15 protein-coding genes and 2 pseudogenes are annotated in these 20606 nt (G+C 68.5%); 8 read left to right on the top strand and 9 right to left on the bottom strand.

The window, feature by feature from the left end; all coding sequences use genetic code 11:
- Both AC1Q7O_RS23915 and AC1Q7O_RS23910 read right to left on the bottom strand, forming a co-directional pair.
- Nucleotides 1-2061: a diguanylate cyclase domain-containing protein gene (locus AC1Q7O_RS23915; protein WP_492661475.1), complete on the bottom strand. Its 2061-nt coding sequence runs from the start codon at nt 2059-2061 to the stop codon at nt 1-3.
- On the bottom strand, nt 2058-2942 hold the full coding sequence (locus AC1Q7O_RS23910) for a tripartite tricarboxylate transporter substrate binding protein (protein WP_492661490.1): 885 nt from the start codon (nt 2940-2942) through the stop codon (nt 2058-2060). The genes AC1Q7O_RS23915 and AC1Q7O_RS23910 overlap by 4 nt, the downstream gene beginning before the upstream one ends.
- A 380-nt stretch (nt 2943-3322) precedes the next feature.
- On the opposite strand from AC1Q7O_RS23910, the gene AC1Q7O_RS23905 reads away from it, so the two are divergent.
- From AC1Q7O_RS23905 to AC1Q7O_RS23890, 4 genes are all read left to right on the top strand, one after another.
- Nucleotides 3323-4006, top strand: coding sequence for a DJ-1/PfpI family protein (locus tag AC1Q7O_RS23905; protein WP_492661476.1), 684 nt, complete (start codon nt 3323-3325; stop codon nt 4004-4006).
- An 87-nt stretch (nt 4007-4093) separates the two neighbouring features.
- The gene (locus tag AC1Q7O_RS23900; RefSeq protein ID WP_492661477.1) at nt 4094-5731 is read left to right on the top strand and encodes a tyrosinase family protein; all 1638 of its coding nucleotides are present in this window, start codon (nt 4094-4096) and stop codon (nt 5729-5731) included.
- A 28-nt stretch (nt 5732-5759) separates the two neighbouring features.
- Nucleotides 5760-6194, top strand: a complete 435-nt coding sequence (locus AC1Q7O_RS23895; RefSeq protein WP_492661478.1) for a hypothetical protein — start codon at nt 5760-5762, stop codon at nt 6192-6194.
- A gap of 25 nt (nt 6195-6219) precedes the next feature.
- Nucleotides 6220-6948, top strand: coding sequence for a hypothetical protein (locus tag AC1Q7O_RS23890; RefSeq protein ID WP_492661479.1), 729 nt, complete (start codon nt 6220-6222; stop codon nt 6946-6948).
- 328 nt (nt 6949-7276) lie between these two features.
- Here the strand turns inward: AC1Q7O_RS23890 and AC1Q7O_RS23885 are convergent, their stop codons facing one another.
- The gene (locus AC1Q7O_RS23885; protein ID WP_492661480.1) at nt 7277-9610 is read right to left on the bottom strand and encodes a sensor histidine kinase; all 2334 of its coding nucleotides are present in this window, start codon (nt 9608-9610) and stop codon (nt 7277-7279) included.
- Nucleotides 9611-9672: 62 nt separating this feature from the next.
- Between AC1Q7O_RS23885 and AC1Q7O_RS23880 the strand changes: the two are divergent.
- From AC1Q7O_RS23880 to AC1Q7O_RS23870, 3 genes and pseudogenes are all read left to right on the top strand, one after another.
- Nucleotides 9673-9855, top strand: a pseudogene (locus tag AC1Q7O_RS23880) (3-hydroxyacyl-CoA dehydrogenase); the annotation flags it as partial.
- Between the two features lie 7 nt (nt 9856-9862).
- Nucleotides 9863-10921: an aromatic ring-hydroxylating dioxygenase subunit alpha gene (locus tag AC1Q7O_RS23875; RefSeq protein ID WP_492661491.1), complete on the top strand. Its 1059-nt coding sequence runs from the start codon at nt 9863-9865 to the stop codon at nt 10919-10921.
- Complete coding sequence (locus AC1Q7O_RS23870) at nt 10918-11883, top strand: PDR/VanB family oxidoreductase (RefSeq protein ID WP_492661481.1); 966 nt, start codon at nt 10918-10920, stop codon at nt 11881-11883. Before AC1Q7O_RS23875 ends, AC1Q7O_RS23870 begins: the two co-directional genes overlap by 4 nt.
- 105 nt (nt 11884-11988) lie before the next feature.
- Here the strand turns inward: AC1Q7O_RS23870 and AC1Q7O_RS23865 are convergent, their stop codons facing one another.
- From AC1Q7O_RS23865 to AC1Q7O_RS23840, 6 genes and pseudogenes are all read right to left on the bottom strand, one after another.
- Nucleotides 11989-12321: a hypothetical protein gene (locus AC1Q7O_RS23865; protein WP_492661482.1), complete on the bottom strand. Its 333-nt coding sequence runs from the start codon at nt 12319-12321 to the stop codon at nt 11989-11991.
- Nucleotides 12322-12587: 266 nt separating this feature from the next.
- Nucleotides 12588-13124, bottom strand: coding sequence for a PaaI family thioesterase (locus tag AC1Q7O_RS23860; protein WP_492661483.1), 537 nt, complete (start codon nt 13122-13124; stop codon nt 12588-12590).
- Nucleotides 13121-13927 carry an oxidoreductase gene (locus AC1Q7O_RS23855; protein ID WP_492661484.1) on the bottom strand — a complete coding sequence of 269 codons (807 nt, stop codon included), beginning with the start codon at nt 13925-13927 and terminating at the stop codon, nt 13121-13123. Before AC1Q7O_RS23855 ends, AC1Q7O_RS23860 begins: the two co-directional genes overlap by 4 nt.
- 50 nt (nt 13928-13977) lie before the next feature.
- Nucleotides 13978-17025 (bottom strand): annotated as a pseudogene (locus AC1Q7O_RS23850) (efflux RND transporter permease subunit); the annotation flags it as partial.
- Nucleotides 17022-18137, bottom strand: a complete 1116-nt coding sequence (locus tag AC1Q7O_RS23845; protein WP_492661485.1) for an efflux RND transporter periplasmic adaptor subunit — start codon at nt 18135-18137, stop codon at nt 17022-17024. The gene AC1Q7O_RS23845 and the pseudogene AC1Q7O_RS23850, both read right to left, overlap by 4 nt.
- A gap of 76 nt (nt 18138-18213) precedes the next feature.
- On the bottom strand, nt 18214-18831 hold the full coding sequence (locus AC1Q7O_RS23840; RefSeq protein ID WP_492661486.1) for a TetR/AcrR family transcriptional regulator: 618 nt from the start codon (nt 18829-18831) through the stop codon (nt 18214-18216).
- 87 nt (nt 18832-18918) lie between these two features.
- Between AC1Q7O_RS23840 and AC1Q7O_RS23835 the strand changes: the two genes are divergently transcribed.
- Nucleotides 18919-20379 (top strand): efflux transporter outer membrane subunit, encoded by a 1461-nt coding sequence (locus AC1Q7O_RS23835; RefSeq protein WP_492661487.1) that lies wholly within the window; start codon nt 18919-18921, stop codon nt 20377-20379.
- Nucleotides 20380-20606: the final 227 nt, after the last annotated feature.

The raw sequence follows: 20606 nt of genomic DNA, 5'->3' as shown, positions 1-20606 counted from the left end.
TCAGTCGGCCGCCGGCGGCGGCTCACCCTCGCCGGCCTGGAAGCAGCGCGCGGCCACCTGGTCGCGCCCGCCGCGCTTGGCCTCGTACAAGGCCTCGTCCGCCATCGCGTACATCAGCTCCGGCGTCAGCCGCGACGTCGGCGCCGCCCACCACGCCAGCCCGAAGCTGGCCGTGACGATGCCGAACGGGCTGTGCGCGTGTGGCAGCGCCAGCGCGTGCAGCGCCGCGGCGAGCTGGCCCGCGAACTGCTGCGCGGCCTCGGCCGAATGGGCCGAGAAGATGACGCCGAACTCCTCGCCGCCCAGCCGGAACACCGCGTCGGTGGAGCGTCGCAGGCCGTCGCGCAGCGTCTGCGCCAGCGCCTTGAGCACGGCGTCACCGGCCTGGTGGCCGTAGTGGTCGTTGTAGGCCTTGAAGAAATCCACGTCCAGCATGCACAGCGCCACGGCCTGGCCGCGCTGCGCGCCGGCCAGCGCGGCAAGGCACACGTCGTTGAAATGGCGGCGGTTGAAGGCGCCGGTCAGCGCGTCGACGATGGCCAGGTCGCGCAGCTGGCGGTTGGCCGCCTCCAGCGCGCGGGCGTCGTCATGCAGGCGCTGCTCGTCGGCCTTGCGGCGCGAGATGTCCATGTGCGTGCCGGCGATGCGGCGCGGCTGGCCGTCGGCGTCGCGCTCGAAGACGCGGCCCGTGCTCTGGATCCACACCCAGTGGCCCGCCGCGTGGCGCACGCGCAGCTCGGCCGCGTAGCGCTCGTCCTCGCCGCTGAAGTGGCGCTGCAGCGCGGCGTTGGCCGCCTGCAGGTCGCCGGCATGGCACAGCCGCTCCCAGGTGCGGATGCTGACGGGCGCCAGCTCGTCCGGCGTGCGGCCCAGCATCTGCGCCCAGCGCTCGTTGACGACCAGGCGGCCGCTGTCGATGTGCCAGTCCCAGGTGCCGGCGGCGGTGCCGTCCAGCACGTTGGTCAGGTGCTGGCGGTCCTCGGCCAGCACGGCCTCGGTGCGCTCCAGCCGCCGCCGGACGATGAGGCTGCGCGACACGGCCACCGCCACCAGCAGCGTCGCCACGCTGCCGGCCACGGCCGCCAGCAGCGGCGCCTCGTCGCGGCCGCCGCCGACGAAGCCGGCCCGCGGCCGCAGCAGCAGCTGCCACGGCCGGCCGCCCACGTCCACGCTGAGCGTCGTGTCGCGCTCGTCGGCATGGAAGGACTCGCCGCCTGCCGACGCGTAGATGAGCCGGCGCTGGCCATCCTGGTCGAACACGAACAGGTCCAGCTCGTTGGCGTCGGCGCGCAGCGCGGCTTCGCGCATCAGCTCGGGTACCTCGATGACGCCGGCGACGAAGCCGGCCAGCGCCGCCCGCCGGGCGTCCACGCCGGTCGGGCGCGGCCCGCGGTAGACCGGTGCCGACACGGCGAAGCCGCTCGCCGCCGGCCCGCCCTGGCCGCGCCGGATCATCGCGAAGGTCTCCGACGCCACCGGCGAGCCGGCGTCCCGCGCCACCCACTTGGAGCGCATGCGGCGCGGGTCGAACGCCATGTCCACACCCAGCGCCGCGCCCGATTCGGGCCAGGAGTACAGCACCGGCACATGCAGCTCGCGCGGCGTGGCCGGCACGAAGCCGTCGCCCTGCCCGGCCGCGGCCGGCTCGACGACGCGGTAGCCCGGCTGCTCCCGTGCCGCGCTGCGCTCGAACTCGGCCAGTTGCGCGGCGGGCACCAGCGGCTGCCACTCCAGCAGCGTGAGCGTGGACGACTCCGCCAGCAGGCCGGCGCCGAAGCGCGCGAACTGCTCGCGCGTGGGCAGCCCCTGCGCCGAGAACATCTGGCTGCTGACCTGCAGCGCCTCCACCACGCGCACCAGCTGCAGGTCGAACGCGCCGACGACGCTCTGGCCCATCGCGTTCAGCAGCTCGCGCTGCTGCGCGTCCGCCTTCTGCGCCAGCGCACGGTAGGCGCCCAGCGTGGTGGCCAGGCCCAGTGTCATCAGCAGCACGACCAGGCCGACGTCGGTGACGACAGCCCACCAGCGGCGCGGCGGGTGGTGCGGGGATGGGCCTGTCACGGCCGGTCCCCCAGCATCGTCACCAGCCGCTCGTAGAACTGGGCCTGCTGACGCAGGAACTGGGCGGGGTCGGGCACGGCGCGGATGCGCGGCACCGCCCACAGCGCCTCGGTGCCGGCCTGCCACTGCGGATCGGCCGCCACCCGCGCGAGCAGCTCGCGCCAGCGCGCCACGGCGGGCGCTGCCATGCCCGGCGGCCCCAGCAGCGCCGACCAGCCCTGCAGCTGCTGCATGTCGCGCAGGCCGACCTCGGCCGCGTTGTGCAGCTGCGGCAAGGCCTTGAGCCGCCCCTGCGCGGTCGTCATCAACCCGCGCAGCACGCCGGACTGCACCAGCGGCACCACGCTGCGGGCGTTGTTGCAGCTGAAATCGGCCTCGCCGTCCAGCAAGGCCTGCGTGGCCAGCGAGCCCTGCGCGAAATGCACGGGCCGCGCCGCATCACCCGGCAGCCCGCTGAGCGCCAGCAGGTAGCGCACCGCCAGGTTCTGCAGCGTGCCCGCGCCTGCGGTGCTGTAGCGCAGCCGGCCGGGCGCCGCGGCGATGGCGGCCTGCAGCTCGCGCATGGACGTGATCGCCGAGCCGGCGCGGACTGCACACACCAGCGGCGACTGCTCCAGCACCGCCAGCGCCGTGAATTCGCCCGGCGCCACCGCCGTGTGCGGCGACAGCGCCGGCTGGATGGCGATGCTGCCCACGCGCCCCAGCAGCAGCGTGCTGCCGTCCGGCGGCGCGTCCCGCACGGCGCGGCCGGCGGCGGCGCCGGACTCGGCGGTCAGGTGGACGGTCTCGAACACCAGGCCGCCACCCAGCCGGGTGGCGGCCTGCAGGAAGTTGCGCGCCGAGGCGTCTGCCTCGCCACCGGCGCTGAACGGCACGTACATCCGCACCGCGGCCTCGGGCCGTGGCGCCGGCGCAGGCTCAAGCCCCGCCGCCCCCGCCCCGGCCCATGAAAGACCGGCCAGTGCCAGCAGCACGCCCACAGATTGCCCCCAACGACTTCGATTCCCGACCCGCACGAATCGATCATAAATAACCGATCAGATCGAAATACAGCAGATCTGATTCGAAATCAATCAATTCGTCACGACAGGGCTCGCTGAACGCGCAGGGGCCATCGGAGCCCGCTGCGGCAACAGGGGCATGTCGGGTTTCGACGTGGCCGCCCGTTTTATCGATCAGGGGCCACGTCCGCGGTGATCAATCCCGGGGACCGTGGCGCTCGCGAATGTTCTGTGCCCAGCGCAGCCCACGGGAGCACCGCATGACACCTGCAGCACCGCAGTTCGACATCGTCATTCCCATCTACGAGGGCGTCGACCTGATGGACGTCGCGGCACCCGTGGAGATGTTCAGCTGGATGGCCACGCTCTGGCCTGAGCGGGCGGTCACGATCTCCCTGGTGGCGCAGGACCTGCACCCGCTCGGGACGCGAGACGGCCTGATCCTGACGCCGCAGCGCCAGTTCGGCGACTACGGCAGCGGGAAGCGGCAGGCACAGCTGCTCTGGGTACCCGGCGGCAACCCCGCCGCGCTGAACGCGCTGATGAAGGGCGGCCCGCTGATCGACTTCCTGAAGCAGCAGAGCCGAGCGGCAGGCCATGTGTGTTCGGTCTGCGAAGGCGCCTTCCTGTTGGCAGCCGCCGGGCTGCTGGATGGCTTTCGCGCGACGACGCACTGGGCCTTCGTCCCCTGCTTCCAGGCCTTCCCCGCGATCAAGGTCGCCGAGGGCTACCCACGCTGGGTCGTCGACGGCAACCGCATCACCGGCGGCGGCATCTCTTCAGGGCTGGACGAGGCCTTGAAAGTCATCGAGATCCTCGCTGGCGAAGACATCGCCAAGCAGGTCCAGATGAACACGCAGTACTTCCCGAAGCCACCTTTCGATCAGGTGATCCAAGGCGCGACCAGTTGCCCTCTGGACGTGCACCGCCCCCGGCAGGCGTAGCGCCCCGGCGGCCACGCCGTCGACGGCGCCCGATCTGCAAGCAAGCCATCGAAACCGGTTCCTGGTCCCCTCAACACGGAGAGTCTCATGACGAACGCCCCGACAGTCAGAGTCCGCCGGTCCATCCTGGACCTGCAAAACGAGTACGACCGCGGCAACAAGAAGCCGTTGGAAGACGTGATCCGCGCCTGGAAGGGCATCCAGGCGCTGCCACCCACCGACAAGCGGTCGTTCTTCATCCTCGGCGGATACCACGGCGAACCCTTCAACTACCGCAGCGCCGTGGATGCACTGTCGCCGACCGACATCTACACGTACTGGGGCGGGTGGTGCAACCACGGCAACGTGCTCTTCCCGACGTGGCACCGCATGTACCTCTACAAGCTCGAGGAGGCCCTGCGGACCATCGTCCCGGACGTCGCCCTGCCGTACTGGGACGAGACCAGCGCGGATGCGCTCAAGAACGGCATTCCCAGGGTGCTGACGCAGGAGACCTTCGAGCTGGACGGCGTCGTCATCAAGAACCCGCTGCGTTCCTTCACCCTGCCACAGCCGCTGAGCGACGACCTGCCCGGCGACAACCAGGTCTACGTCAAGCCGGCCGGCTACGAGACCGTGCGCTACCCCTTGTCCGGCCTCGTGGGCACGCCCGAAGCCCGGGCGGCCACCGAGGCCCACAACCGGCAGTTCCCCGATACCGTGAAGAACGTCCAGCTGCTGAACGACAACGTCGTGGCCTGGCTGCAGGGCGGCAACCCGACGCCCAAGAATCCGAACCCCACGGGCAAGGGCGTGGCGGCGATGTTCAGCAACTGCCTGAAGGCGCCGAACTACACCGTGTTCTCGAACACGACCTCGGCCGCGCAATGGGGGCTGGACCACCCGGGCACCGTGGTGCCGCTCGAACAGCCGCACAACGACATCCACCTCTCCGTGGGTGGCTTCGACCTCCCCGGGCAGTTCGAGTCCGGGCAGATCGCCGACGCCAACGGCGACATGGGCGAGAACAACACGGCCGGGCTGGACCCGATCTTCTTCTTCCACCACAGCAACATCGACCGGATGTTCTGGATCTGGCAGAAGCGGCATGGCGCGACCGATCAGCTGAGCGTCATCACCGGCTACCCCGGCACGAACTCCAGCGACTCCCAAGGGCCGACGCCGGGCATCCCGCCCGGCACGGCGCTGGACCTGACCACGCCGCTCAACCCGTTTGTCAAAGACGAGTTCGGCAGCATCTGCACGTCGATGGACTGCACCAACATCGAGACGCAGCTGCACTACACCTATGGCCCCGGGTCGTTCGACGATGGGCACGTGCAAGCCAGCGCCACGGACACCGATGGCAGGAAGCTCACGGTGCGCGGCATCGACCGCGCGCTCTTCGAGGGGTCTTTTGTCGTCAGCGCCCACGCCAAGGTGACGTCGGACGCCGGTGAAGCCACCGACTACTACCTCGGCAGCCACTCGGTCCTGAGCCGGCGCAACGTCGTGAAGTGCGCCAACTGCCTGACGCATCTTGAGGTCATCGCGCATTTCCCGCTGGACGGCGTGCCGGCCGCCGATGTCGACAAGGCGCAGTTCACCATCGCCATCCAGCACCGCGGCAGCACGAAGCAGCTGACCGGCGGCGCCTCCGTGAACCTCCTGTCGTCGGCGCCTACGGGGCGGCGTCTGGCCGCCCTGCCCGCCAAGCTCAGGTTCACGACCGCCGTGCGCGCCTGAGCCCCTGCACCCGACGAGGAGTGAACCCATGAGCTATTCACCCGAGACCGGGAGCCTGGCAGGCCTCTGGACCTACCGCAGCCTCCTGAACGACCCCGACATGGGGACCGCCTTCAACGACCTGGAGTTCGGCCGCGGCCACATCGAGATCGAGGACGCGCCCATGGGCGTGTTCAGAGGCCGTATCTACGGGCCGGGCTGGGAGCTGCGGCTCAACGGCTCGATCAGCTACGGCAACCCCTGCGGCGTGCGCTTCCAGGGGCGCGGCGTGGTCGGCGGCGAAGAGTGGGTCTACGACTACGTCGGGTATCTCAGCCCGCCCTGGCCCGCAGGCAACGCGCAGCGCCCGGCGCTGGCCGGATCGATCGTCCGAACCGTGCCGCACGCCAGCGGCACCGGCGGGGTGGCGCCGGTCGGGGTCGTCTGCTCCTGGTACGCGGTCATGACGGACCGCGGCACCTGAGCGCTGCCGCCACATCGGCCCGGCCATGGTTCCCGTCTGGCGACATGCGCCCCCGGTCGCGACGACCGCCACCGCGGCTCCGCGCCCACGCGGAGGACCGGCCCGACGCGCGCTCGGGTTCGCCCTGCTCGGCCTGCTGGCGGGCGAGCTGCCCGGCCTGCCGCACGGCGCAGCGCCGCAGGCCATCTGGAGCCTGGCCTGCGCGATGGTGGGCGGCCTGGCGGGCGCCACGCTGCCCGCGGCGCCGCATCGCTCGTGTGCGAGAGACAGCTGGATCGCCTGCATGGCCGCGGTCAGCCTCGGCATGGCCGTCGACCTGGCAGGCGTGTCGCCGCTGACGCTGGCGAGCATCTGCCGCACCAGCGGCGAATGGCCTTATGCCGGCGTCGCGATGCTGGAGGCGCACCTGCGCTGGTTCCCATGGACGGCGGTGGCGATGCTGTTCACGCTGGCGCTGGAACACTGGCGCGCGGCGCCCGGGGTCGCCCGGGCGCCGCGCGGCGCTGGGCTCGCGCGACTGGCGGCGAGGGTTCTCGTCGAGTTCGGCGCGATGCTGGCCCTGATGAGCGCGCTGATGGAAGCCGCCGGCGCCCTGGCGCTGGCAGCGAGGATTCCCTGGGCTGCCGACGGCATGGTCGCCAGCATGCTGGCCAGCATGCTGCTGTACTTCCACCTGCGGCTTGCGGCGCGCCGAGCTTGTCGAAAGGCCTTCAGGTGGTGGGCTGTGCGAGCCGCCCACCGCGGTCCGGTGTGAGCCCGAGAACTGGCGGGCCACCCATGACAGGAGTCGCGCCGGAGTAGCGTGCAGCTTCGGTCAAACAGCAGAAAGCGTGGGCTGTCAACGAACGCCCGCGAACGTCTAGAGACGAGTCCGGCTGCACTGGGGAGAACGGGCTTCCAGGGTCCTTGGCGAGCCGTTCAGGGACGTCTTGGAATATGTACTCTTGATCGGGACTAACTTCCTCGTCGGCCCAATCTCATGCTTGCCAGAGCAGACATCCCCAACCTGGATCGATGGGGCCACCTGCGCGACGTGCTGGCTCGCGTCCAGACGCATCCGAGCGCGCGGGAAGGCACCTTCCCTACAGGATGCTCTGGGCCGCGCCTCCACGAGCACTTGCCGAAGTCGGCGGCGGCATCAGATCGCCCAGCAGCGACCACCACGCCGGCCCCGTCATGGGCTTGAGACAGCGCGCGGCGAAGTCGGGTTCACCAGGCCGGGCCGCAGGCTGCGGGCGGCCGGTGTAGAGCACGACGGCAGGCGGCTGGGGCTGCGCCCGGCAGGCCCGCAGCAGCCTGCCGGCTGCCTCGGCCCCGACATCGCCCACGATCACGAACTGCGGCTGCAGCTCGGCAAGCAGCGCTGCCGCCTGCGCCGCCTCTGCGCTGGACTGCAGCTCAAATTCGGCGGCATACAACAGCTCCGCCAGATGCTCGGTGCAACCGGCATCGGGATCGATCAGCAAGGCCATGCGGCCGCGCCCCAGCGGGCTGGGCGCTTCGGCCGCCAGGCTGGGCCAGGCCACCTCGCTGGCCGACGCCGGGCTGAGCGGCAGGGTCAGCTGGAAGCGGCTGCCCTTGCCGGGCTGGCTGCTGACCTCCAGCGTGCCGCCCAGCGCCTGCGCCAGTTGCCGCGCGATGGCCAGGCCCAGGCCGGTGCCGGGCTTGCCAGCCTGGTCGGGCGCGCGCCAGAACGGCTCGAAGATGCGCGGCAGGTCGGCTGCGGCGATGCCGGGGCCGTCATCGACCACCTCGCAGCAAAGCCGGTCCGACGCGCCAGGGCGGCCGCGTTCCAGGGCGGCGGACAGGCGAATGTGCCCGCCGTCGGTGTACTTGGCGGCGTTGGAGAGCAGGTTCAGCAGCAGCTGGCGCAGCCGCTTGGCATCCACCGCCACGACGTCCGGCAGTTCGGCAGCGATGCGGGCCTCGAAGCGGTTGCCGCGCAGGCCGGCCAGCCCGCGCCCCTGCTCGGCCACCTCCTGCAGCAGCCCGTGGAGAAAGCAGGCCGCCGGCACCAGGTCCAGTTGATCGGTCTCGCCGCGGGCGTGGGCCACCAGTTCATCGATCAGTTCGAGCTGGTGCGCGACGCTGCGTTCAATGCTGCTGCGTGCGGCCCGCTGCGGCGTGTCACGCGCTGGCTCCAGATCGCGCAGATGGGTCAGCGTGGTGACCAGCGGCGCGCGCAGGTCGTGGCCGATGTAGGCCAGCAGGCGCGCCCGCTGCGCCTGGTTCTTGCGTGTCTCCTCAAGCATCACCAGCGTTGCAGCGCCTTCGCGGTCAAGCTTTCGCATGTGCGACAGCAGGATGGCCAGCATCGCCAGGCCGCTGAACACGCTGACCGCCGGCACGAGATACAGCGTGAACAGCGATGAGGGCAGCAGCTCGGTCGCCTCGGCAAAGCGCGTCAGGCTCGCCAGCAGCGTCAGTGTCAGCAGCAGGGCGACCGGCAGGCCGTGGCGGGCCCCGCGCCACCAGGCCATCCAGGCCAGCACGGGGCCCAGCAGCACGCCGACCACCATCACCGGCAACACCACCGGCCCGACGTCCCGAGGCTCGAACAGGCAGGCCATCGCGATGATGGGCGGGTACAGGGCGATCAGCGCCGGAAACATCCGGCTCAGCCAGCGCTGCCGCAGGTCACCTGCGACCAGGGCATACAGCACCAGCGCACGCATCATGTGGGTCAAGGCGATCAGCGGGAGCAATGCACGGGTGGCCCACGCGGGCGACTCGGGCCACAGGTACTGGAACGCCAGCCCCTGCTCGGTCAGCTCGTAGAGCCCGTAGACCAGCGAGAAGCCGGCCACCGTCAGCGCGGCGGGCTGGCGCAGCATCAAGGCCAGCGCCAGGCAACCCAGGGCCACCACCCCGAGGAAGGTCGTGATCGCGCTGCCCAAGGCCAGCCGCCCCACCTGCGCGCGCTGGCAGTCACGGGGCTCGCAGACCGACGCCCCCAGCACCAGCGCCGTGGGCCCGGCCATGCGGAGGTAGATGGCGCCGGGCTGCCCGGCCGGCAGCTCGACGGCAAAACTCGCGGTCGGCGTATCGAGCGGCCAGCGCGCGTGCGGCACGGTCGTGCCGGCGTCCTGGCTTTGCCACCCCTGCACCGTCCGGGTCCACAGCCGCACCTCGGGCAGCCGCGCCGACTCCAGCACCACCCAGCGCACCCAGGGGTCGCCGGCAGGCACATCGACATCCAGCCGCAGCCACCAGGCCGAGGTGCTGTAGCCCGGGTTCAGCAGCCGCAGCGTGGCCGGGCGGAACTCGGCGTCGCGCGCCTGCACGTCGGCCAGGGTCAGGTTGCCGCTGCGGTCCTCCCAGACCGACCAGCGCAGGGCGGCCTCAGCGGCGCGGACGGGGGCCACCCAGGCCAGGCACAGCAGGCACAGCACCGACCATGACCAGCGCCTGCACATCGGTCAGCCGAGCCCGCGGCTCTCGGCCGGCAGCGCCGGGTGGCCGGCACGGCCCGACTCGCGCCAGGCCGCTGCTCAAGGAACTGCCGGAGGCGGTGCAGCAGTCACTGGCCCAGTCCATCCCCTTCCCCAAGCGGCTGGGCGACCCAGCCGAGTTCGCGGCGCTGGCCTTGCACATCGCGACCAACGGCCACCTGAACGGCGAAGTCATCCGGCTGGACGGCGCGCTGCGCATGGCCCCGCGCTGCCCCCCTGAAACACGATGGAGGAGACAACGATGTCCCGCTCAACACCTGGTACGTCGCCGCCCGCAGCGATGAGATCCCGCAGGGCAAGCCGCTGGGCCGCCGCATCTGCAACCTGCCCATGGCCCTGTTCCGCACCGCGGCGGGCCAGATCGCCGCCGTGGAGGACTTCTGCCCGCACCGCGGCGCGCCACTGAGCCTGGGCCGCGTGGAGGGCGAGACGCTCGTCTGCGGCTACCACGGGCTGGCCATGGGCTGCGACGGCAAGACGGTGTCCATGCCCTGCCAGCGCGTGCGCGGCTTCCCCGCGGTCCGCAGCTTTCCGGTGCACGAGGCGCACGGCTTCATCTGGGTCTGGCCCGGCGACGCCGCCAAGGCCGACCTGGCCCTGCTGCCCACCTTCGAGTGGCTGGGCAACCCGGCCTTCGGCTACGGCGGCGGGCTCTACCGCATCGGCTGCGACTACCGGCTGATGATCGACAACCTGATGGACCTGACGCACGAGACCTATGTGCATTCGACGAGCATCGGCCAGAAGGAGATCGACGAAGTGCCCTGCCAGACGCGCGTCGAAGGCGACCACATCGTCACCGAGCGATTCATGAATGGCATCGAGGCGCCGCCGTTCTGGAAGCTGGCCCTGCGCATGAACGGCCTGCCCGACGACCAGCCGGTGGACCGCTGGCAGATCTGCCACTTCACGCCGCCGAGCCACATCATGATCGAGGTGGGCGTGGCGCTGCAGGGCCACGGCGGCTACGCGGCGCCCGACGAGTTCAAGGCGGCGAGCTGGGTAGTGGACTTCATCACGCCCGAGACCGACACGTCCATCCATTACTTCTGGGGCATGGCCCGCAAGTTCAAGCCGCAGGACGACGCGCTGACCGCGCAGATCCGCGACGGGCAGGGCAAGATCTTTGCGGAGGACCAGGAGATGCTGGAGCGCCAGCAGGCCAACCTGCTGGCCTATCCCGACCGCAAGCTGCTGATGCTGAACATCGACGGCGGCGGCGTGCAGTCGCGCAAGGTCATCGACCGGCTGCTGGCCGCGGAGGCCGGCGCATGAGCGCGTTGCTGCAATTGCGACTGGCGGCCAAGCGCCCGGCGGCGCAGGACGTCGTGGAGCTGACGCTGGAGCCGCTGGACGGTGCCGCGCTGCCCGCCGCCGAGGCTGGCGCCCATGTGGAGCTGCACCTGCCCGGTGGCATGGTCAGGCCCTACTCGCTGTGCGATGTCCCTGGCCAGAAGAACCGTTACGTGCTGGGCGTGCTGCGCGAGCCGCAGTCCCGCGGCGGCTCGGTCGCCGTGCACGACCAACTGCAGGTGGGCCAGGTGCTCACCGTGGGTGCGCCCAAGAACAACTTCGCGCTGCGCAACACGCCGGCCCACAAGTTGCTGCTGGCTGGCGGCATCGGCATCACGCCCATCCTGAGCATGGCCCGGCAGCTCGCCGCGGCCGGGCAGCCCTTCGCGCTGCACTACGCCGGGCGCAGCCGCGCGCGCATGGCCTTCCTCGACGCGCTGGCCGACACCCCGCTCGCGGCCCGCACGCAGCTGCACATCGGCGACGAGAACGGCAGCCTGGACATGGACGCCGTGCTGGCCGCCCAGCCGCCGGGGAGCGAGCTCTACGTCTGCGGCCCGGCCGGCTTCATCGACGCCGCGCTCTCGACCGCCCGCCGGCATGGCTGGCCCGAGAGCCACCTGCACCGCGAGCTGTTCGCCGCCGCGCCGCGCGAGGTGGACGGCGAAGACCAGTCCTTCGACATCGAGCTCGACGGCAGCGGCCAGGTCATCCACGTGCCGGCGGGCTGCACGGCGGCACAGGCGCTGCAGGCGGCGGGTGTGCCGCTGCTGACCTCCTGCGAGCAAGGCGTGTGCGGCACCTGCCTGACCCGGGTGGTGGCCGGCGAGCCCGAGCATCGCGACCAGTACCTGACGCCCGAGGAACAGGCCGCCAACGACCAGTTCCTGCCCTGCTGCTCCCGCGCCAGGACGGGCCGCCTGGTGATCGCGCTGGCCACCTGAAGACGGCGGCTCAGTGGCCGCCGGTCGATGTGAAGCGGTCAGATCGTGCAATTCATGGCGCAGCCAGCGCCGCCGACAAGCCGCGCCAGCGCCTGGCAAATCAGTTCAGCCCTTGGCCTTCTGGCTCGCCGGCTGGCGGGCCGATTGGGGCGGCAACTCGCACATCGGCCGATACACGGCCGGCGGCGTTGAGCTGATATGGAAATCCATTTCCCCCTCAGCGCGAGCACGCACCATTTCAGCGACAACGATTTCGCGAGTAAGCGGAGCGCCCGAGCGAATATCGGCGCTGATGCTGCGACAGTTTTTCTGCACATTGGTCGCAAGGGCGGGCTTGCCGTCCGCGGCATTGCCTTCCTGCGTTGGCTGCTGGGCAACGCACAGCGGCGCTGCCAGGACGAGAACTGCAGTAACTGCGTAGATTGCCTTGGTGAACATAGATGCCTCGATGATTTTGTGGACTGGGAGGCGCCAGCAGGAGCCGCCCTTCTTAGCCGCATCCGTGACGTGTGACCATTTTCGGCATTGGTCACACAAAGTCAAGCGAACAGCTCATCGATCGAATAAATTTCCTGACAATCAAATATCTCCAGACAATAGACAATCCACCCCTGCACCCGTATCGGCCGAGGGGTTTCAATGTGCACGCATGGATCCCTATAAGTTCAGCGCCCAGCTTTCCCGTTTTGAATGGCCGCGTACGGTCATGGAATATCAAAAACGAAGCAGGTGGTCGTCGCGTGCGCGTAGAGCTTGCCCGACTCATCAACGACGCGGGCTTCGGCCGTGCTCATCTGCCTGCCGGTGTGGATGGCGACTCCGGTCGCCCGCAATGGCCCCGTGCGCAGGGTTGCAGGGCGCTCGATGTTCAGGCTGATCTCGGCCGTCGTGTACGACCGGCCGGCCGGCAGCATGGTCTGTACGGCGCAGCCCAGGGCGGAGTCCAGCAGCGAGGCGAACCAGCCACCGTGCACGGTGCCCAGCGGGTTGTAGTGCGCCAGCGCCGGCCTGCCCTGAAACACCACCCGACCGGCATCCGCCTCGAGCAGCACGATGTCCATGGTGTCATTCATCGGCGGGTAAGGCAGCCGCCCCTGCATCATGCTCCGCAGTACCTCCAGGCCGCTGAGGCCCGCCAGCTGCTCGGCTTTCGCCAGGCCTGGGGCGCCGCCCTTGCTCAGGAGCGTCCGACGCGTCTCGTCGTGCTGCGCGCCCCAGTCGTTCACGGCACGCTCGCTCATGACAGGCCGAACGTCTTGCGCAGGCTGGAATCGACCGGCGCTGCAGGCATGAAGCGGCGCAGCTTGCTGAGCAGTGAGGCCTCCCCCTTCGGGGTCTTGCGCATCTTCCAGGACCCCAGGGCGGCATCAACCACCGTTGCGGCCACGCCATCCGGCGCAGGCGCCGCTTTGACGCTCTTCTGAATGGCGGCCACAACGCCTGCACGGTCTGCGTCGTAGGCGGGGATGCGGGACGCGGCCTCGGGTGCGTTCAGGTCCAGATTGGTACGGGTGAACGACGGCTCCACCAGCGTCACCCGGACGCCGAATCGGCGCACCTCGTGATCCATCGTCTCGGACATGCCTTCCACCGCGTGCTTGCTTGCCGAGTACAGGCCCATGAACGGCGCCGGCAGGAAGCCAAGCACCGAGCTGACGTTGACGATGCGGCCGGCGTGCTGTTCGCGCATGTGCGGCAGCACCGCTTGCGTCACACGCAGCATGCCGAACAGGTTGGTGTCGAACAGGGTCTTCGCTTCGTCGATGGAGGTCTCTTCCGTGGCGCCGACCAGCGTGATGCCGGCGCTGTTGACCAGCACATCGATTCGCTGCGTATGGAAGTGGATCTGCGCGATAGCCTTCCGGACCGACTCGTCGTCGCGAATGTCCATCTCGATCAGCGTCACGCCATTGATGGCTTGGCTCTTGGCCAGATTGCGCACCGTGCCGAACACGCGGCAGCCCCGCTTGGCGAAGAGTGCAGCGGTCGCCTGACCGATACCCGACGACACGCCCGTGACGATGACGACTTTTGCGTTTTGCATGGAATTCCTGGTTTGGGTTGTTGGGTTCCGCTGACGGGCTACTTCGTCGCCTTGATACGGAACCAGATCGAATACATCGCCGGCAGGAACATCAGCGTCAGGACCGTTCCGGCAAACGTTCCACCAATCAGCGTGTAGGCCAGCGTTCCCCAGAACACCGAGTGCGTGAGGGGGATGAAGGCGAGGATGGCGGCGAGCGCGGTCAGGATCACCGGGCGCGCACGCTGCACCGTGGCCTCGACGACGGCCTTGAAAGGGTCCAGGCCGGCTTGCTCGTTCTGGTGGATCTGACCAATCAGGATGAGCGTGTTGCGCATCAGGATGCCGGACAGCGCGATGAGGCCGACCAGCGCGTTGATGCCGAACGGCTGCTGGAAGGCAAGCAGCGTCGGCACGACACCGATCAGGCCCAGCGGGCTGGTGAGGAACACCATCACCATGGCCGACATCGAACGGACCTGCAGGATGATGATCAGCAGCGTGACTGCCAGCATGATCGGGAAGATCGGCAGCATTGCGACCGTCGCCTTGCCGGACTCCTCGATCGAACCCGCTTCCACGATGCTGTAGCCCGCCGGCAGCTTGTCGATGATGGGCCGGAGCTGCCTGGTGATCGCGGTGGACACGTCGGGCGGCTGCAGGCCCTCCGCGATATCGCCACGCACGGTGATCGTCGGCACGCGGTCACGGCGACGCACCACCGGCTCTTCCATGCGCACGTCCACGGTGCCGACCTGGGTCAGGGGGATGCGCTGGCCAGCGGCGCCGACCAGCGTGAAATCACCGACCTTGGCGGGATCCAGCCGCACCGAACCACCGGTGCGAGCGACGACCTGAACCGTCCGGATGTCTTCGCGAACCGTCGTCAACGGAATGCCGGTCAGCAGAAACTGCAACTGCTGGGCAACCGATGCCGACGTCAGGCCCACGGCGTTGAGACGATCCTGCTGCAGCGTGAAATGCAGCGTCGGCGCGCGGACACCGGAGTCCGTGTTGGCGGTCCGCATCATGGGGCTGCCGTTCATGACCTGCAGCACGTCGTCCGAGATCTTGCGCAGCACGGCGGCGTCAGGCCCGGAGACGCGATACGCGACCGGGTACGGCGAGTACGGACCGAACACGAGCTGGGTGACGCGCAGTCGCGCCTCCGGTGCCAAGCCCTCGGAGATGGCCTGGCGCAGTCGCAGCTTCAGGGCCTCACGCTCATCCTGGTTGTCCGTGCGCACGACCACCTTGGCGAATGACGGGTCCGGCAGCTCAGGCCCCATCGCGAAGTAGAAGCGCGGTGCGCCCTGACCCACATAGGCCGTGACGATCTTGGATTCCGGCTGCTTGGCCAGCCAGGCTTCGACCTTGGCCGTCGCAGCACTCGTCGCCGAGATGGCCGTGCCATAGGGCATCTGCACTTCCACCAGCACTTCCGGTCGATCGGAGATTGGGAAGAACTGCTTCTTCACGGCCGACATGCCCACCACGGACAGCACGAACAGCCCGATGACCGTGCCGGCAACCAGCCACTTGCGCTCGATGACCTTCGTCAGAGCACCCCGGAAGCGGTTGTAGCGAGGCGTGTCGTAGATCGCGTCATGCCCGCCCGCGACCTTCTTGAACTCCGGCAGCAGCTTCACGCCAAGGTAGGGCGTGAACACGACCGCAACGACCCAGGACGCGATCAGCGCGATGCCGACGATCCAGAACATGTTGCTCGTGTACTCGCCGGCCGTGGACCGTGCGAATCCGTTGGGCATGAAGCCCACGGCCGTCACCAACGTGCCGGACAGCATGGGGGCTGCCGTGTGGCTCCAGGCATAGGCGGAGGCGGCAACGCGGCTGTAGCCCTCCTCCATCTTCACCACCATCATCTCGATGGCGATGATGGCGTCGTCGACCAACAGGCCCAGCGCCAGGATCAGCGAGCCCAGCGTGATGCGGTCGAAGTTCTTGCCGGTGGCGAGCATCACCATGAACACGACGGCCAGCGTCAGCGGCACGGCCGCCGCCACCACGATGCCCACGCGCCAGCCCATGCTGACAAAGCTGACAAGCATCACCACGAGCAGCGCGGCGAAGAACTTCACCATGAACTCGTCGACCGACGCGCTGATGTTCACCGCCTGGTCCGTCACCTTGCTGAGGCTGATGCCCGCCGGCAGCTCGCCGTTGATGGCTTTCAGCTCCGCATCCAGCGCCTTGCCCAGGTCAAGGCCGTTCCAGCCTTCGCGCATCACCACACCCAGCAGCAGGGCCGGCTCACCACCGTTGCGGATCAGCAGCGTGGCGGGGTCTTCGTAGCCACGCGTGACCTTCGCCACGTCTGACAGCTTGAGGGTGCGCCCTTGCGCCACGACGGGCGTGTCCCGCATCTTCTGCAGGTTGTCGAACGCACCGTCGACACGCACGAAGACTTCGGGGCCCTTGGTTTCGATGGAGCCCGCGGGCGTCAGCGCGTTCTGGCTGGCCAAGGCCGCGAAGACGTCCTGCGGGCTGACGCCGAGCGTGGCCAGTCGGTCATGCGAGAACTCGACATAGATGCGCTCGGACTGCTCGCCAACGATGTTGACCTTCTTCACGCCCGGCACATGCAGCAGCCGCTGACGCAGCGACTCGGCATCCCGCACCAGCAGGCGCTGCGGCTCACCCTTGGCCTTCAACGCGAAGAGCGCGAAGGTCACGTCGGAGTACTCGTCGTTGACGAACGGCCCGATCACGCCCGGCGGCAGGTTGCGGGCTTCGTCCCCGATCTTCTTGCGGGCCTGATAGAACTCGTCCTGGACTTCTGAAGGCGGTGTCTTGTCCAGCAGCGTGAGCGTCGTGAACGCCAAGCCGGGGCGCGTGTAGGTCTCGCTCCGGTCGTACCAGCGCAGTTCCTGCAGGCGCTTTTCAATCTTCTCGGCGACCTGGTCCTGCATCTCCTGAGCCGTTGCACCGGGCCACGCGGTGATGATGGTCATCACCTTGATCGTGAACGCCGGATCCTCGGCGCGGCCGAGCTTGAAGAAGGACAGCACGCCGCCCAACGAGATCAGCAGGATCAGGAACAGCGTGATGGCGCGCTCGCGCACCGCGAGCGCAGACAGGTTGAATCGACCTTCGCTCACGGCCGCCCCTCCGCTGCCGGCGCTGCATTCGGCCTGGCTGCCAAGCGCACGGCAGACCCGTCGGTCATCAGATGAGCGCCCAGCGCAACGACCTTCTCGCCGCTCTGCACACGCCCGGTGATCCGAGCGGTGTCGTCATCGACGCCATGGACCACGACAGGCCGCCACGACACCTTGGCCGGCTCGCCACTGATCACCCAGACACCGGTGCCGTTGCCTTTGTCCAGCAGGGCAGCGACCGGAACACTGAGCTGCCCCGCCACCTTGGGAGACCCTTCCGGGATCTTCACCGCGACCGTCGCACCCAGCGGGGCATTGGCGAGTGCCCCCTCAAGCTGGAAGCGAGCTTCGAAAGTGCGTGTCAGGCGGTCGGCCGCACCAGACAGCTGCCGCAGCTTCGCTGGGACGGTCACGTCCTCGCGTCCGAAGAGGCTGGCAACCCCCATCGATCCCACGGCCGGTCGCAGCGTCTCGGGCAACTGCACCACCGCTTCCCGGGACCCGGCCTGCGCCAGACGCACAACCGGTTGACCGGCTGCCACCACCTGGCCCGGCTCGGCCAGGGTGTCGACGACCACGCCGTCAACATCGGCAAGCAGTTCAGCGTAGCGAGTGGCGTTGCGCGCCACATCTGCCTGCGCCTCGGCGGCGCGCAGCTGAGCCTTGGCCGCATCGGCTGCCGCCTTCGCCTGGTCGTAAGCCGATGCGGACACCGCACCGGTTCCTTTCAGGTCGCGATAGCGGGCCTCATCCTCTGACGTCTGCTGCGCGCGCGCACGGGCAGCAGCAACGGCCTCCTGCTGCGCCAGCACCGCCAGCTTGAGATCGACCGGGTCAAGCCGCATGAGCGGCTGCCCGCGGCGAACCGTCTGCCCGGTCTCCACCAGGCGCTCCAGCACCTTGCCACCGACGCGGAAGCCGAGGTCGCTCTGGACCCGCGCGGCGACCGTGCCGGTGAACGTACGGCCATCCTGGATGGCCGGAGAAAGCGTTGCGACCCGAACGACCGGAGCTTCGGTTCGGGGATCGGCCGGCGCCTGGTCACCACAGGCAACCAGCCCCCAGGGCAGCAGCGAAAGAACAGCAGACGTTGCGAGGCGGCGCCGCGACATGGAAGTCCCTTGAATGAAAGTTCGAGGCTTTCATTCTGAGACTTGTGACCAAATTAGTCAATGGTCACGACAACAATCAAGGTGAAAGACTTCTCAACACGAGGCCTGCGAGCAGCGCCGGGGCATGCGCCGTGTAGTCGAAGCTGTGCTGAAGCAGCAAGGGATTGAGATAGGGCCGCATCACGAGATGGATGGCCATGACCGTCTCGTCCAGCGGTGTCTTGCGCTCGAAGTCGCCACTCTGGCGCCCCAGTTGGAGCACGTCGCTGATGAGCTGTTGAACACGCTCTTCATAGGCAACCACTGACTGCCAGCGCTCCGTGGCGGCAGACGTCGCAATTTCGTAGAGCTTGCGGTCCTGGAAGAAGAGACGCAGGCTGGACTCTGTGCTGGCCTTGAACATGCGACGCAACTTCTCGGCGGGCGTGTCGGCAGCCGCAATCGCAGCACTGATGTCCCCCTCGATCTCCTTCAGGCAGTTGGAGCAGATCACCTCCCCGATCGCCTGCTTGGACTCGAAGAACTTGTAGATGTAAGCCTTGGAGAAGCCGATGGCCTTGGCCAGGTCGGAGACGGTGGTCTTCTCGTAACCGTACCGGCTGAAATGTTCCGTGGCGGCCGTGACGATCTGGCCGCGCACCTCGTGGTCTGCAGGGCCGCGTGCCGAGACTGGATATGCACTCGTTTTGCTCATGCCGACAGCTTACGCCACCGGCCAGAGCTGGACAACTAGTGACCATTTGGTACTATAGTCACCATCAAATCCAATGGATGCCTTGAGATGCCACGCCACGCTCTGCTCGCGACTTCAGCCGCCGTCAGCTTCTTCCTGGCCGGGTGCGCCGTCGGCCCCGACTACGTCAGACCGCCTGGCGTGGTGCCGGACGCTTTCCACGGAAAGGCATCAGAACGCTCAACGGCGGTAGACGCTAAAGAACTGGCCACCTGGTGGGCAGGGTTTCACGATCCGCTGCTTTCGAGGCTGGTGGGTCAAGCCCTGAATCAGAACCTGGACCTCGCCCAAGCTGTCGCCCGAGCAAGCCAAGCACGTGCCGGCGTCGCCGCAGCTGGCGCAACCCTGCTCCCGATCGGCGCGGTGGCCGGCCAGGCCGCGAGGTCCTACCAGTCTGCTGAGACGTCACTGGGGCGAGTGCTCAGTACGTTCCCGAACTTTGATCGCGCTGGCAGTTCGTATGACATCAGCCTTGGCGTCAGCTGGGAGCTCGACCTCGCAGGAGGGCTGCGTCGCGGCAAGGAGGCCGCGTTGGCGGACTACCAGGCGTCCGAAGCCGGCATCGCTGCCGCACGGCTGACGGTGGCCGCGGCCACCGCAGACATCTATGTGCAGATCCGTGGCCTGCAGGCGCGACTGGCTATCGCCAAGGATCAGGTTCGAACGGAAGAGGCCCTGCTCGCCAAGGTCTCGCTTCTTCAACTGAAGGGTCTCGCGCCCGCAATGACGGTGCGCCAGGCAGAGGCGAGCGTGGCCGAGGCCCTCGCATCCGTACCCGCGCTCGAAGCGGCGCTCGAGGGCGCACTCAACGCGATGGACATCGCGCTGGGTTCGGCGCCAGGGACGCATCATGCCGAACTGTCCACCGCAGGGGACATTCCGGCACCGCCTGCGCTGTCGGCAATGGGCACCCCGGCAGAGTTGCTGCGCCGGCGCCCTGACGTGATCGTGGCGGAGCGCCGCTTGGCCGCCTCTTCGGCTCGGATTGGTGTCGCCGTCGCCGAGTACTACCCGAAGCTCTCGCTCAACGGCTTGGTGGGCAGCGCCACGACCATCAGCGGTGGCGACCTCTTCTCCAGCGGCGCCAATCAAGCTGCAGCCGCCGTGGGCCTGCGCTGGCGGCTCTTCGACTTTGGCCGCATCAACGCCCAGATCGATCAGGCAAGAGGTCAAGAAGCGGAGGCACTTGCTGCCTTCCGACTGGCCGCACTCAAAGCCACGGAAGACGTGGAAACCTCGGTCTTCACCATGACACGCCGTGCCGAACAGGCGCTTGCCATCACGGCGGCCGTTTCATCACTGCGCCAGGCAAGGTCACACACCGAGGCTGCGTTTCAGCGAGGCATCGCAAGCCAGATTGAACTGCTGCAGGCGGACAAGTCACTCCTTCGCGCGGCAGACGCGCAGGCCGTCGCTCGCACGGACGCCGCCCGAGCGAGCGTGAGCGCATTCAAGTCGCTTGGCGGCGGGTGGAATGCTGAAGAGTTCAAGACCGCGGCCGCGCAATGAGCGACCGTGATCCCCTTTTGATCTTCGAGCGGCCGGTCTTGAGGCCGCTGGCAGGCTGTTGAAGATCGCTGTGATCCGGCGCCAAGGTTGAGCGGCGCCGGTCGGCAGGTAAGCATCTGGCCACGGTCAGCGGCCGCTGTTCCAGCTAGTTGTGACGTTCCGATAGGTTGTTCATCCGTCCCTGATTTGGGAAGCTGGGGTTGTCGAGACCTCCCGCAACCCAAACA

This window comes from Roseateles sp. GW823-FHT07B05 (assembly GCF_058794515.1).
Note: the sequence above shows the minus strand (reverse complement) of the source record. Positions and strands in the feature narration are given on the sequence as shown.